This window comes from Arenibacter sp. F26102 (assembly GCF_023015865.1).
GTDB lineage: Bacteria > Bacteroidota > Bacteroidia > Flavobacteriales > Flavobacteriaceae > Arenibacter.
The window spans coordinates 73,719-87,202 of the sequence record NZ_JALKBC010000015.1; the positions used below are offsets into that span (position 1 = coordinate 73,719).

Annotated in this window: 13 protein-coding genes; 8 read left to right on the top strand and 5 right to left on the bottom strand. The window is 37.4% G+C overall.

Annotation, left to right across the window (positions count from 1 at the left end; genetic code table 11):
• Window positions 1–64: 64 nt before the first annotated feature.
• The 3 genes from MWU78_RS18120 (at window position 65) to MWU78_RS18130 (ending at window position 2,821) form a co-directional block, all read left to right on the top strand.
• The gene (locus MWU78_RS18120) at window positions 65–1,099 is read left to right on the top strand and encodes a COX15/CtaA family protein (protein WP_247000372.1); all 1,035 of its coding nucleotides are present in this window, start codon (window positions 65–67) and stop codon (window positions 1,097–1,099) included.
• Window positions 1,100–1,125: 26 nt separating this feature from the next.
• Window positions 1,126–1,623 (top strand): plasmid pRiA4b ORF-3 family protein, encoded by a 498-nt coding sequence (locus MWU78_RS18125; RefSeq protein ID WP_247000373.1) that lies wholly within the window; start codon window positions 1,126–1,128, stop codon window positions 1,621–1,623.
• Between the two features lie 139 nt (window positions 1,624–1,762).
• Window positions 1,763–2,821, top strand: a complete 1,059-nt coding sequence (locus MWU78_RS18130; protein WP_247000375.1) for a nucleoid-associated protein — start codon at window positions 1,763–1,765, stop codon at window positions 2,819–2,821.
• A gap of 195 nt (window positions 2,822–3,016) precedes the next feature.
• On the opposite strand, the gene MWU78_RS18135 is transcribed toward MWU78_RS18130, so the two are convergent.
• Window positions 3,017–4,096: a hypothetical protein gene (locus MWU78_RS18135; protein WP_247000376.1), complete on the bottom strand. Its 1,080-nt coding sequence runs from the start codon at window positions 4,094–4,096 to the stop codon at window positions 3,017–3,019.
• 76 nt (window positions 4,097–4,172) lie between these two features.
• On the opposite strand from MWU78_RS18135, the gene MWU78_RS18140 reads away from it, so the two are divergent.
• The 3 genes from MWU78_RS18140 (at window position 4,173) to uvrB (ending at window position 8,178) form a co-directional block, all read left to right on the top strand.
• A complete protein-coding gene (locus MWU78_RS18140; RefSeq protein ID WP_247000378.1) occupies window positions 4,173–5,072 on the top strand; it encodes an ABC transporter ATP-binding protein in 900 nt (299 codons plus the stop codon).
• Between the two features lie 28 nt (window positions 5,073–5,100).
• Window positions 5,101–5,934, top strand: a complete 834-nt coding sequence (locus MWU78_RS18145; RefSeq protein WP_247000380.1) for an ABC transporter permease subunit — start codon at window positions 5,101–5,103, stop codon at window positions 5,932–5,934.
• Between the two features lie 255 nt (window positions 5,935–6,189).
• Window positions 6,190–8,178, top strand: coding sequence for an excinuclease ABC subunit UvrB (uvrB, locus tag MWU78_RS18150; protein ID WP_247000382.1), 1,989 nt, complete (start codon window positions 6,190–6,192; stop codon window positions 8,176–8,178).
• 132 nt (window positions 8,179–8,310) lie between these two features.
• Here the strand turns inward: uvrB and MWU78_RS18155 are convergent, their stop codons facing one another.
• Together MWU78_RS18155 and MWU78_RS18160 are read right to left on the bottom strand one after the other, a co-directional pair.
• Window positions 8,311–8,736, bottom strand: coding sequence for an Hsp20/alpha crystallin family protein (locus MWU78_RS18155; protein WP_247000384.1), 426 nt, complete (start codon window positions 8,734–8,736; stop codon window positions 8,311–8,313).
• 127 nt (window positions 8,737–8,863) lie between these two features.
• Window positions 8,864–9,265 (bottom strand): TerB family tellurite resistance protein, encoded by a 402-nt coding sequence (locus tag MWU78_RS18160; RefSeq protein WP_247000385.1) that lies wholly within the window; start codon window positions 9,263–9,265, stop codon window positions 8,864–8,866.
• Window positions 9,266–9,389: 124 nt separating this feature from the next.
• On the opposite strand from MWU78_RS18160, the gene MWU78_RS18165 reads away from it, so the two are divergent.
• Complete coding sequence (locus tag MWU78_RS18165) at window positions 9,390–9,758, top strand: DUF1456 family protein (protein ID WP_247000387.1); 369 nt, start codon at window positions 9,390–9,392, stop codon at window positions 9,756–9,758.
• A gap of 207 nt (window positions 9,759–9,965) precedes the next feature.
• On the opposite strand, the gene sucC is transcribed toward MWU78_RS18165, so the two are convergent.
• Both sucC and MWU78_RS18175 read right to left on the bottom strand, forming a co-directional pair.
• A complete protein-coding gene (gene sucC, locus MWU78_RS18170) occupies window positions 9,966–11,159 on the bottom strand; it encodes an ADP-forming succinate--CoA ligase subunit beta (protein ID WP_247000389.1) in 1,194 nt (397 codons plus the stop codon).
• Window positions 11,160–11,430: 271 nt separating this feature from the next.
• Entirely contained in the window at window positions 11,431–12,069 is a 639-nt protein-coding gene (locus MWU78_RS18175; RefSeq protein WP_247000391.1) for an LON peptidase substrate-binding domain-containing protein, read from the bottom strand.
• A gap of 157 nt (window positions 12,070–12,226) precedes the next feature.
• Between MWU78_RS18175 and lysA the strand changes: the two genes are divergently transcribed.
• The gene (gene lysA / locus MWU78_RS18180) at window positions 12,227–13,468 is read left to right on the top strand and encodes a diaminopimelate decarboxylase (RefSeq protein WP_247000400.1); all 1,242 of its coding nucleotides are present in this window, start codon (window positions 12,227–12,229) and stop codon (window positions 13,466–13,468) included.
• Window positions 13,469–13,484: the final 16 nt, after the last annotated feature.

Below are 13,484 nucleotides of genomic sequence, written 5' to 3' on the forward strand. Positions count from 1 at the left end.
CTTATCCAGACCATCTTTTTGATAAAAGAGTGGTAATATTGCACTGTTCTTTTCAAATATCCAAATGCAAAATAAATTTACAAAAATCGCCAAAATCACTTTGGTTTTGGTCTATATGGTAATTGTGGCCGGAGCTGTGGTAAGAATGACTGGCAGCGGTATGGGATGCCCGGATTGGCCCAAATGTTTCGGATACTATATCCCCCCTACTGATATTTCAGAATTGCAATGGCAGCCCGAAAAAAAATTCAAAAAAGGTCAGGTAATTATTGCTGACGAATCCTTATGGGTAGCCAGGGAAGACTTTAGCACAACTACAAAATATAATGCCAATAATTGGGTGCCATATACGAAGCACGACTACGCTATTTTTAATCCTTTCCACACCTGGACCGAATTCATCAATAGGTTATTTGGAGCAATTGCAGGGCTGGGAACCTTAATAATGGCCATTGCCTCATTTACCTATTGGAAAAAACGAAGAACCATCACTATACTTTCATGGCTGGTTGTTTTTGCAATGGGCTTCCAAGCATGGCTTGGGGCCACAGTAGTATATTCAGTTTTGGCACCGGCCAAAATAACCATCCATATGGTAATGGCTTTGATTATAGTTGCAATGATTTTGTACTTAATACACGCTACCAGCAATAAGATCAAGTCATTAAAACCTGATAAAACTACAAGGAACTTTATGATACTGGTTCTCTCAGCCACCTTGGTTCAAATAGTTTTAGGAACTCAAGTAAGACAATTTGTAGATATGCAAACCGACCTGTATGGGGAAAATGCACCCAGCCTATGGTTAAATAATGCAACGCTATCCTTTTACTTGCATCGTTCATTTTCCATAATCGTGGTCCTATTAAACTTATTTCTTGCAATAAGGATCTATAAATTAAACCTTGGTTATTCTAAAATAAATTGGGTTTTGACACTCTTACTTTTTGAAATTATTTCTGGAATGGCCATGTATTATCTAGATTTCCCTTTCTCTACCCAACCCTTACATCTTGTCTTGGCATCTGTTTTATTCGGTTTTCAGTTCTATTTGGTTTTGGAAGCTTTAAATGCTTTTAAAACCATCAAAACTTTGTAACTTTGCCACCACAAAAAAAGGACCCAATGATATACAAAATAAGGATCATTCTAGATGCAGAAGAAGATATTTTTAGGGATATAGAAATAGAGGAAAGCAATTCCATGGAAGACCTTCACAATGCAATTACCCAGGCTTTTGGCTTTTTAGGAAATGAAATGGCTTCTTTCTATACCTGTGATGAAGAATGGAAACAGGACGAGGAAATTGCTTTGTTCGACATGAGTGAAAGTGGCTCTGATGTCCGATTAATGAACGAGATCCTATTGCAGGAGATTGTCACCGAACATTCGCCCAAGCTCATTTATGTTTATGACTTTTTAAGCATGTGGACCTTCTTTGTGGAATTGGCCGATATTGTTGAAAAAGAAGACGGCAAGTCCTATCCCAATACACTTTTCAGTTTTGGTGAAGTCCCTGATTCCCCGCCAGAAAAAAAGTTTGAAGCAGATGAAAATGAATTCGATTTTGACAACACTTTGGACAATTACGAAGATTTGGATTTTGATGAAAACTGGAACTAATAGTTCGAGTTACTTGGGTTGGAAATGGTAAAATAATATTGATAGCCCCTTTACCCTGTCTATTGAGAAAAAACAATTAACTTGAACCTTAAATCGAGGTTTAAGTACAAAATAACCTTTAAAATTACTTCCTAAATCTATGATCAATTTATATCCTACCCAAATTGAAACCATATCCATACATCGTGTGGGCAACAAAAATAAGAGCGAAGGTATTTTTCTCTCTGAGGAACCATTTTCCCTGAACGACGAAACTACTGGGCTTTTAAAAGAGTATTTTTTTAAACCATTTAGGGAGAAGGAAGAAAATTACTATTACTTCTCAAATGAGGCAGATGTTGAATTTAATGAAGTATTCAAAATTGTCAGCGATATTTTTGAGGAGCCCGGTAGTCTTCATGCCAATTCTAAAAAAATAGCGACCCAATTATTCGACCAATCCAATCACCCACATATTAAAAGCGGGGAAGTTTACGTTGCCTATCTTACAGATTTAATGTTGGACAACGTAAAGGTGAATGCCGTGGGCATATTTAAAAGTGAGCTTAAGCACGATTTCCTTCAATTTCAGGAAAAGGGAAACAGCTTGGATATATTGGTTCAACAAGGTATCAATATAAATAAATTGGATAAGGGTTGTTTAATTTTCAACACCAATAAGGAAGAAGGCTATAAGGTACTTTCAGTAGATAGCAATCGTTATGACACCAAATACTGGCTGGAAAATTTCCTAGGAGTAGAAGCCCTGTCGGATGATAATTTTAAAACCAAAAATTATTTAAAATTCTGTCAGAACTTTGCCAAGGATGTGGTTTTGCCGGCCGAGGACAAACAACAGGAAGTTTTGTTTATGAACAGGGCGGTAAATCATTTTGCGAAAAATGATGCCTTTGAAGAAACCAATTTCTTGAACGAGGTCATGGAGAATCCAGAACTTATACCAGAATTTAAGCACTATAAAGTTGAAAAAGGCCCCAAATACAGTATAGAGGACGTTTCGACGTTTGACATTGCCAACAAAGCCGTTTCAGACGCCAGAAAAAAGATTAAGAACGTTATTAATTTGGATACCAATATTCAGATCAAACTCGACTTTATCAACCCGGAATCTGCCCAAAAATTTGTAGAGAAAGGTTGGGACGAAGAACGCCAAATGTACTACTACCTGGTCTATTTTAACAAGGAACAGAAAAGTTAGACATTACAATTGACCACTCTTAACTAGGAGATTTAACCGGACTTTAGTCCTAAATAACTTAATAAGGCCTTGGATTATTATTGATCTAAGGCCTTATTTGGTTTTAATATACAAGGAATATCGCGGTCGATATTTAAGAACGGGTCAGTAATGATCGGGGAATAAAAATTCACCTGAAGATAAACATACCGGATATCAAATATTTATCCTATTCTCAATGATCTGTTTCATGCTAACATCCTGATAATTTCTTTTCACAAAATCCAAGGCCAGGGCCAATACTTCTCCCATGGTCTTACAGGTTTTAAAGTCGATATCTCCTGTTAGGTCCTGAATATGTATGGCCAAGGCGGCTATATTCTCCTCATTGGATATTTTATCCATCTTTACAATAGAAATCAATCGCTTGATACGATTCCCGGAACTCAAAATTCTTTTGGCGACTATGGAACGTTCTTCAATCTTGTATTGATCCACAGAGTTACGCTGCAACTTTTCCTTTACCAACATGACCATATCATAATTTTCTTTAAAAAATTGAGGCCTGTACACCTTCAATTTTCCCTCATAACACTGTTGGTCAAAATCTATAGCCCTTATTTTGTATACTACATGGTCAAAATCATGGGTAGGAACAATAACGTAGTTATAGGATCGCATATCGCCCAAAAGTCGGATCATACAGCGTTCATTAAACTTGACAAATTCCTTTGCCAACTGCGATTTTTCAGATTCGTTACATTTTGGCAAAAAATCCTTGATGAATACATCCCCGGGAATACCCGCAATGTGTTCCTCTATCAAAGTATCGCCATACACCAAGAAGTTAAGGTTGTATGGGGATAACATATGTTCCAGTTCCAAACCGTAAATCCTGGAGGCATCTGTCCTTTTTACATAAAAATAGGTGAAATTGTCATTTAGTATATTCCTTACCTTGATTCGAAATGGTTTGGAATTCCCAAAGGTACAGTAATCGACGGCATCAACATTTAAAAATGGGAATATGCTATCACTTCCATCGGAATGAAGAATGGAGTATACTTTTTTAAGACTGATATCTATCTCTGTCCTATCGAATTCACTATAATAAACACGCACCCAAAGTGTATCCTCATCATTGGAATCGTATACTACTATAGAGCCGGAAAAACGCAAAAGATCTTCATAGAAAATTGGGATTTCAATTTTTCTGCTGTAGTGTTCTAAATAGGCATCCAATTTTTTGTTAACTGGAAATGCAGGTTTTTTCTGGGACATTAATCTTTCGGACATATAAAAACTTTAATTTGTAACAAAATAACGATTTCTTCGTCAACTAAGTACAAACAATCAAAAAAACTATCCTATTTTGGAAACTATACTTACCGTAAACCACCTCACCAAAAAGTTTGGATATCTAACTGCAGTAAAGGATCTTTCCTTTAATATTGAAAAAGGCAATGTTTATGGCATTTTAGGACCTAATGGCAGCGGAAAATCGACCACCTTGGGCATAGTGTTGAATGTGGTTAACAAGACCGCAGGTGATTTTTCTTGGTTTGGAGGAACCATTTCCACTCATGCGGCCTTAAAAAAAGTAGGTGCCATTATTGAACGCCCCAACTTCTACCCCTATATGACGGCGATTCAAAATCTTAAATTGGTCTGCAAGATCAAGGAAGTACCAGAGGATAAAATTGAGGAAAAATTGGAAATGGTAGGTCTTCTGGAACGCAAAAACAGTAAATTCCGCACCTATTCCCTTGGAATGAAACAGAGATTGGCCATAGCCTCGGCACTTCTCAATGATCCTGAAATATTGATCCTGGACGAACCTACCAATGGTTTAGATCCCCAAGGAATACATCAGATAAGGGAAATCATAAAAAAAATTGCAGCACAGGGCACTACTATTCTTTTAGCCTCGCACTTGCTGGACGAGGTTGAAAAGGTCTGCAGTCATGTAGTCATCCTACGAAAAGGTGAAAAACTCTATTCCGGCCCCGTAGATGAAATGTTGACTAGCTATGGCTTCTTTGAATTAAGGGCAACAGATGAACCTGCATTGATGACCTTTCTTGGCAATCATGCCAGTTTTGGCTCCATAAAGCAAGAAAATGGGGTGATTACAGCAATTTTGAAGGAAGAAATGGACGCTGGCAGTTTAAATAGGGATCTATTTAAAAACGGCATAGTGCTCTCACATTTGGTAAAACGCAAAGCGAGCCTAGAGGAACAATTCCTAAGTTTGACAAAGCATAACAAATAACTATCAATGCCTTTAACCAAATAAAACTATGTTACGTTTATTACAGATAGAATTTATAAAATTATGGAACAATAACGCGAGTAGGGTGCTGATCATTTCCTACTTCGTCCTTATCCTTTGCATGGCATTAATTGCCGCCATTAAGTTTGATATAGGGCCCATTCAATTCAATGTAGCCGAACAAGGCATTTTCAATTTTCCATACATCTGGCATTTGAACACATGGATAGCAAGTGGATTAAAACTATTTTTTGCAATCATAATTGTCTCCATGATGGCCAACGAATACAGTAACAAGACCTTAAAACAAAATTTAATAGATGGCCTTAGCAAAAAGGAATTTATTGCATCTAAATTTCTTACCGTTTTTGCCTTTTCCCTTATTTCCACCATTTTTGTTTTTCTTGTTTCCCTAGTTTTAGGCCTCTTCTATTCTGATTTCACTGAGCTATCGATAATATTTTCGGAATTAGGGTACTTATTGGCCTATTTTATTAAGTTGGTAGGTTTCTTTGCCTTCTGCCTATTCCTAGGAATATTGGTTAAACGGTCTGCCTTTGCCTTAGGTTTTTTAATTATATGGTTTGCCATTGAAAATTTAGGAATTCGATTTTTGGTTTGGTGGTTGGCCGGTAAGGAAGCCTCTGTAACCGTTATGAAATACTTGCCCCTGGAATCCATGGGCAACTTGATCAAAGAACCCATCTCCAGATTTAAGGCGGTACAAAGTATGGTTGAACAAGTAGGGGAAGAATTCAATAAAGATTATGCCGTCCATTTTTCCGAGATATTAATAGTAGGTTGCTGGACCGCAATTTTCATTTATCTTTCCTATGCCCTTCTCAAAAAACGCGATTTATAGGCCTCATTACTAAAAAGTACTATATCCTTACCAGCACCTCTTGCCGATATCCCTCAAAGTAGAACTGTAAGGGTCATAAATAGTTCCCAAAGAACCATAGTATTAATCTCTGATTTATTAATTTTAGGTCTTGAAGCGAATATGTATCCATTTGACCATGAATTCGCCTTACAGGAATGATCGTAATAGACCTCTGTGAGTTCCTTAATGCAATACAAGTTTATTGTAGCATTTATCACAAGAAATTTTCTATAGATGAAATTTAAAGTTGTTTCCGAATTTAAGCCTACAGGTGATCAGCCCCAAGCCATAAAACAATTGAAAGAGGGCCTTGAAGCCGATGAGCGTTACCAAACACTTTTAGGGGTAACCGGGTCTGGAAAAACATTTACCGTTGCCAATGTCATTGAAGAAGTTCAACGGCCTACCTTGGTATTGGCGCACAATAAAACCTTAGCAGCACAATTATACTCTGAATTTAAACAGTTTTTTCCCGAGAATGCGGTTGAATATTTTGTTTCCTACTATGATTACTATCAACCTGAAGCCTATATACCTTCGAGCGGGACTTATATTGAAAAAGATCTATCCATAAATGAGGATATTGAAAAACTGCGCTTGAGTGCTACTTCATCCCTTTTGTCAGGTAGGAGGGATATTTTAGTGGTGGCATCGGTATCCTGTTTATACGGTATTGGAAATCCAGTTGAATTCCAAAAAAATGTTATTGGAATTCAAAAAGACCAAGTGATATCTAGGACCAAATTTTTACATCAATTGGTACAAAGCCTATATTCAAGGACCACTGCCGATTTTAGAAATGGTAATTTTAGGGTAAAAGGAGATGTAGTGGATGTTTTTCCAAGCTATGCCGACCATGCCTTTAGAATTCATTTTTTCGGGGACGAAATCGAGGAAATAGAGGCCTTTGATCCCTATAAGAACAAAATACTTGAAAAGTATCAACAGCTTAATATTTACCCGGCCAATATGTTTGTCACTTCCCCCGATGTGCTCCAAAATGCCATTCACCTTATACAGGAGGATATGGTGCATCAGGTGGCGTATTTTAAGGATATAGGAAAACATCTGGAAGCTAAGCGTTTGGAGGAACGAACGAACTTTGATCTGGAAATGATCCGTGAATTGGGATATTGTTCTGGCATTGAAAACTATTCAAGGTATTTGGATGGTCGTGAACCGGGAACCCGTCCGTTTTGCCTGTTGGATTATTTCCCAAATGACTATTTAATGGTGGTCGATGAAAGTCACGTTACCATTCCGCAGGTACACGCCATGTATGGCGGTGACCGTTCCAGAAAGGAGAATTTAGTGGAGTACGGATTTAGATTACCTGCGGCCATGGATAACCGGCCTTTAAAATTTGAGGAATTTGAAGCCCTCCAAAATCAAGTAATATATGTAAGTGCAACCCCTGCGGATTATGAACTACAGTTGAGCCAAGGAGTTTATGTAGAGCAAGTGATCAGGCCTACCGGGCTATTGGATCCGATTATTGAGGTACGGCCCAGCCTTAACCAAATAGATGACCTTATCGAGGAAATTCATTTAAGGGTGGAAAAAGATGAAAGAACCTTGGTAACGACATTGACCAAACGAATGGCAGAAGAATTGGCCAAATATCTGACCAGAATAAATGTGCGTTGCCGATATATACATAGTGATGTGGATACCTTGGAGCGCGTGGAAATAATGCAAGATCTGCGCAAAGGTGTTTTTGATGTACTCATAGGGGTAAACTTGCTAAGGGAAGGTCTGGATTTACCTGAGGTCTCCTTAGTGGCAATATTGGATGCCGACAAGGAAGGCTTTCTTAGAAGTGCCAGATCCTTGACCCAAACCGTGGGTCGTGCAGCCAGAAATCTGAATGGCAAAGCCATAATGTATGCGGATAAAATTACCAACAGCATGCAGAAAACTATAGACGAAACGAACTATAGACGTGAAAAACAAACCACCTATAATCTTGAAAATAATATTACTCCAACCGCACTGAATAAGAGTTTGGACAGTGTTTTGGCCAAAAATTCCGTTTCTACCTATCATTTCGAAAAAGAAGAAATGAAAGCCGCAGAACCGGATTTAATGTACCTGACCATTGAACAAAAAGATAAAATGATACGGGATAAAAGAAAAGCAATGGAAAAGGCGGCCAAAGACCTGGATTTTATGCAGGCAGCGAAATTAAGGGATGAAATTAAATCATTACAAGAACAGGAATAATATATTTTAAGGCCATTAGGCATTGTTTAAAATTTAGTTGGAAAAGAAAAAGCGCTTCGATCTCTCGAAGCGCTTTCTCAACCAACTAACCAAACCATCATGAATCACTACGGATTCACAACTACTTTAAACTTATGCTATTTTAATCAATCTTTTAGGCTTTGGCAATGCCTCCTCTTTTTTAGGCATAACAAACTTTAGGATTCCATCTTCATAGGACGCGATAATTTTATCCAACGAAATTGTTTCAGGTAGACTAAAAACTCTTTTGAAGGATGAAAAAGCAAATTCCCTTCTGGTATATCCCTCATCTTGCTTATTTTCTTCACTTTTAACTTCAGAAGAAATGGTTAGGATGTCGTTGTCGATTTCAACATTAAAATCTTCCTTTTTTCTACCCGGTATCGCCAATTCCAATACAAATTCACTTTCAGTTTCCTTGACATTGGCGGCTGGTACGTTTTGTTTGAAGTTATCTACTCCACCAAACCAATCTGGTCTTAAAAATTCGTTCATTAATGCAGGAAACAGTACATCATTTCTTTTTACTATACTCATGACTTTTATGTTTTAAGTTAAACTTTAATTTCTCATGAGCTAAAAGGCAAATCTTATACCGAGGCTGTTTTAATGCCAATATGTCGCCTCTCGCAACTAAATGCACGACATTTTGGCGCTTATTAGCCTAATTATAGTAGGCTTTAAAAATATTGATCAAGACTGCAGGTGGAACCACCTTGTCCGGGTAATGATGCATTACGGTTAGAACTTGTTCAATAGCAGCCTGTGGAAGTCCAAATTTAAGACCAATATTATGCAGCTGTTCAATTTCCACCAATCGTTGCTCGTGATCCACATTCATTAGGAGCACCAACCTATGAAACTGAAGAATTCTCTCCGCTTCGGACTTGAGCACAACCTTTTCTACCTTCTTATCAAAAAGGGAATCAAATGTTTCCTTGTCCACCTCCAGTTGTTTTGCGACCCCCAGCAAAAAATCATACTCTGAATCCTTGATTTCCTTATCTACTTTTGCAAAAGAAATCATTTGGGAAAGAATGCCCAACTTCTCCAAATATGTACTCATAAATTTCAGTTTAACACTAAGTTACGTTAATTAGCTTTGATTTATTATCTTACATCCATGGAAAGTATTCCTAAACTAGTATCACATCCTATTTTTTGTAATATCTTGCCAAAAAATTTATCCTATGACCAATAATGATGTTCTAAAAAAATTGAGGGTTGCCTTAAAATTACGTGATGATGAAATTGTAGAAATTTTAAAACTGGTCGATTTTAAGATTACTAAAAGTGAATTGGGGGCGTTTTTTAGAAAGGAAGACCATCCTAATTATGTGGAATGCGGAGATCAAATACTGCGAAATTTTTTAAACGGATTGGTAATCCACTACCGAGGAACCAGGGATAATCCTAAAGACCCCAAAATATCTTTGCCGAAGCCAAAAAAAGAATCCATTTCCAAAACACATCAAAAACCTAGATTTAAGGATCAACAAAAGAAGAATATTGATCACGACATTAGTCCTGTGAAATACAAAAACAAAAAAAGATCCTGATCTTTTTAAGAAAATAGCCTATAACACATTAAATCTAACGCCTACTGCCAAGAAATCATATTCTTCAGCATTGGCCAGAATGTATTCCTGGCTTCTCTTTTAAGTAGACCAACGCCTTTTTGATTACAATCCCGAATATAATTTGAGTAAAACAAAAAAGGCAGCACTGTAACAGTACTGCCTTTTAAAAGTTTATAATGTATTTGGTTATGCCAAGACTTCCTTTACCTTATCTGCAGCTTCTTGAAACTGAACTGCGGAATGTACCGCCAAACCAGAATTATCAATAATCTCTTTGGCCAATTCAGCATTGGTTCCCTGTAATCTTACAATAATAGGCACCTTTATAGAATCTCCCATATTCTTATAGGCATCCACAACTCCTTGCGCTACACGATCGCAACGAACTATCCCACCAAAAATATTTATGAGGATACATTTAACAGCAGGGTCTTTCAATATGATCCTAAAGGCTTCTTCCACCCTTTTGGCATCTGCAGTACCTCCAACATCCAGGAAGTTAGCAGGTTCCCCACCGGCCATTTTAATAAGATCCATAGTAGCCATCGCCAAACCGGCACCATTTACCATACATCCAACGTTTCCGTCCAAATCTACATAATTAAGTCCTACGGCCCTTGCCTCTACCTCAATTGGATTCTCCTCCAGCAAATCGCGCATTTCAGCATATTGCTTTCTTCTATAAAGAGCATTATCATCAATTGAAACTTTGGCATCAACAGCCATAATCTTATCATCGGAAGTCTTAAGAACTGGGTTTATCTCGAATAAACTTGCATCGCTCTCCACATAAGCCTTGTACAAATTTGTAACAAATTTGGTCATTTCCTTAAAAGCCATCCCAGATAAGCCTAAGTTAAAGGCTATTTTTCTTGCTTGAAAAGGCAATAAACCAGTTGAAGGATTTATTTCTTCCGTAAAAATAAGGTGTGGTGTTTTCTCAGCCACTTCCTCTATATCCATTCCACCTTCGGTAGAATACATGATCATATTTCTTCCAGCTGCCCTATTTAATAAAACAGACATATAAAATTCACTGGTTTCACTATCCCCTGGGTAATAAACATCCTCTGCAACCAAAACTTTATGGACTTTTTTTCCTTCCGCCGAGGTTTGCGGAGTAACTAAATTCATACCAATGATAGATCCTGCAATTTCTTCTACTTCACGCAAGTTCTTGGCCAATTTAACTCCTCCTCCTTTTCCTCGTCCACCTGCGTGAACCTGGGCCTTTATAACATGCCATCCTGTTCCGGTTTCCTGAGTCAATTGTTTGGCAGCATCTACTGCTTCCTTGGCATTATATGCCACTAAACCGCGTTGAATGCGTACTCCAAAGCTCGCTAAAATCTCTTTTCCCTGATATTCGTGAAGGTTCATAAATTGAAGGTTCTATATGTTGAGTTGCAAAAATAGGAAACGCAGCGGATTTACCCTAATTAAATAAAACAGAAAAATTCAGAGGACCGACAATAAGGAAAAGAGGGTATAACAAATTGAATTAATAATTTTAAAACCAATTATTAAAGGTGAAATTATTTCATTTTTCGGTGATACTATCGGCATGCAACATCAGCAGGGTTTTATAACCCGAAATTCACATGGAACAAATCCTTTCCTAAATGTGGGAATTTGCCTAACGGCAAATCGGTCAAAGTTTAAAATCCTTAAAGTCTATGGGATCAAAATTCTTGAAATGCCCGTTCATCCCAATCATCTCCTTTGATTGATTAACTTGCTTTAGAACTTGAATGGTATTGGTTAAATGTGCTTTTAAATACAACAATCGCTCACTTTCGTAGGTCATTCTTAAGAGCTTGTACTCTTGCGCAAGTGAAAGTCCTATTTTATGTATCAATTGATAAATATCAAAATTTCCTGCCGTAATAGCGAAAAAGGATACATCCATAAGGGCATAAAGCTCAATGATGAGACTTAGTACATTGCCTCTCAAAGACGCCACACTGTCATCAAAATATGGCAAAAACTCAACCTCCCCAGCAGGGTACAATTTTCCATCCATCACCTGTTGAAATGTAATTACCTTAAAGGAGCGAAGACCAACGCATATTATATCCATCTCCCCCGTATCATAGGTTTTTATTATCTCCATTAACTGCATCTCGGTTCCATACGCAATCTCCCCACCGATATAGACCGGCACGCCGAAGTTTATGGGCACATCCCTAACTTCTCCGATCAATTGTTTGTAGCGCTCCTCAAAAACATGAAGGGCAACCATCTCACCTGGAAAAAAAACGGATGGCAAAGGAAACATAGGCAACAACATAAGTTTTTGTTTAAAGTTACGACGGTCTTACCAAAAAACAAATTAGATAAAAAAGGTATTTGTTATAAAAATAACAATATGTTACATTATTCAACTATTGCTATATATTTTTGCTCAAAATCAATAAGTAGTCTAGATTTGCATAAAATTTTATATAATGCAAAACTCTGATTTATTAAATATAGCGAAAACTTATGGTGACCCTGTCTATGTATACGATTCTGAAAAAATAATTTCCCAGTTTCGTAGATTGACCAATGCATTTAAAGATGTAAAGAAATTACAGTTAAATTACGCCACGAAGGCACTTTCCAATATTACCATTTTAAGATTAATGAACAGTTTGGGAAGCGGCTTGGATACGGTTTCCATTCAAGAAGTACAATTGGGACTAATGGCAGGTTTTGAGCCTAGTTCCATTATATTCACCCCAAATGGCGTTTCCTTGGAGGAAATTGAAGAAGCAGCTAAACTGGGAGTTCGAATCAATATAGACAACTTATCCATCTTGGAGCAATTTGGCAGCAAGCATCCGGATATTCCTGTTTGTATTAGAATTAATCCACATGTAATGGCTGGTGGAAATTCTAAGATATCTGTAGGACATATAGATTCCAAGTTTGGAATCAGTATCCATCAAATACCTCATTTATTGCGTATTGTAAACCTTACGAATATGAACGTAAATGGGATCCATATGCACACCGGAAGTGACATTTTGGATATTGATGTATTCCTTTATGCCTCAGAAATTCTTTTTGAAACAGCCAAGAATTTTCCGGACCTAGAGTTTATCGACTTCGGAAGTGGATTTAAAGTTCCTTATAAAGAAGGGGATATTGAAACCAATATTGAAGAATTGGGCAAAAAACTAAGTAAGCGTTTCAATACTTTTTGTAAAGAATACGGCAGGGAGTTGACCTTGGCTTTTGAACCAGGCAAATTTCTGGTTAGTGAAGCCGGTTTCTTCTTGGCAAAAGTTAATGTGGTAAAACAAACCACTTCAACAGTCTTTGCAAGTATCGACTCTGGATTCAATCATCTAATTCGCCCAATGTTTTATGGCGCCATCCACAGCATTGAAAATATTTCCAATCCTGAGGGACGTGAACGCTATTACTCCGTTGTGGGCTATATATGCGAAACTGATACTTTTGCCAGTAACAAACGTATCAATGAAATAACCGAAGGCGACATATTATGTTTTAAAAATGCAGGTGCCTACTGCTTTACCATGGCCAGCAATTACAACTCAAGATTTAGGCCGCCGGAAGTTTTATGGCATAATGGAAAAGCAATATTGATCAGAGAAAGGGAAACTTTTGACGATCTAATCAAAAACCAAATTGATACCAAAGATTTATTTGCTCCTGTTAAAGAAAATGCAATAGCAAAATAAAATTTACGGAATTTCG

Excerpts from the sequence above, each read along its gene's own strand:
- MWU78_RS18120 (WP_247000372.1), top strand. The coding sequence starts at position 65 with ATGCAAAATAAATTTACAAAAATCGCCAAAATCACTTTGGTTTTGGTC.
- MWU78_RS18125 (WP_247000373.1), top strand. The coding sequence starts at position 1,126 with ATGATATACAAAATAAGGATCATTCTAGATGCAGAAGAAGATATTTTT.
- MWU78_RS18130 (WP_247000375.1), top strand. The coding sequence starts at position 1,763 with ATGATCAATTTATATCCTACCCAAATTGAAACCATATCCATACATCGT.
- MWU78_RS18135 (WP_247000376.1), bottom strand. The coding sequence starts at position 4,096 with ATGTCCGAAAGATTAATGTCCCAGAAAAAACCTGCATTTCCAGTTAAC.
- MWU78_RS18145 (WP_247000380.1), top strand. The coding sequence starts at position 5,101 with ATGTTACGTTTATTACAGATAGAATTTATAAAATTATGGAACAATAAC.
- uvrB (WP_247000382.1), top strand. The coding sequence starts at position 6,190 with ATGAAATTTAAAGTTGTTTCCGAATTTAAGCCTACAGGTGATCAGCCC.
- MWU78_RS18155 (WP_247000384.1), bottom strand. The coding sequence starts at position 8,736 with ATGAGTATAGTAAAAAGAAATGATGTACTGTTTCCTGCATTAATGAAC.
- MWU78_RS18160 (WP_247000385.1), bottom strand. The coding sequence starts at position 9,265 with ATGAGTACATATTTGGAGAAGTTGGGCATTCTTTCCCAAATGATTTCT.
- MWU78_RS18165 (WP_247000387.1), top strand. The coding sequence starts at position 9,390 with ATGACCAATAATGATGTTCTAAAAAAATTGAGGGTTGCCTTAAAATTA.
- sucC (WP_247000389.1), bottom strand. The coding sequence starts at position 11,159 with ATGAACCTTCACGAATATCAGGGAAAAGAGATTTTAGCGAGCTTTGGA.
- MWU78_RS18175 (WP_247000391.1), bottom strand. The coding sequence starts at position 12,069 with ATGTTGTTGCCTATGTTTCCTTTGCCATCCGTTTTTTTTCCAGGTGAG.
- lysA (WP_247000400.1), top strand. The coding sequence starts at position 12,227 with ATGCAAAACTCTGATTTATTAAATATAGCGAAAACTTATGGTGACCCT.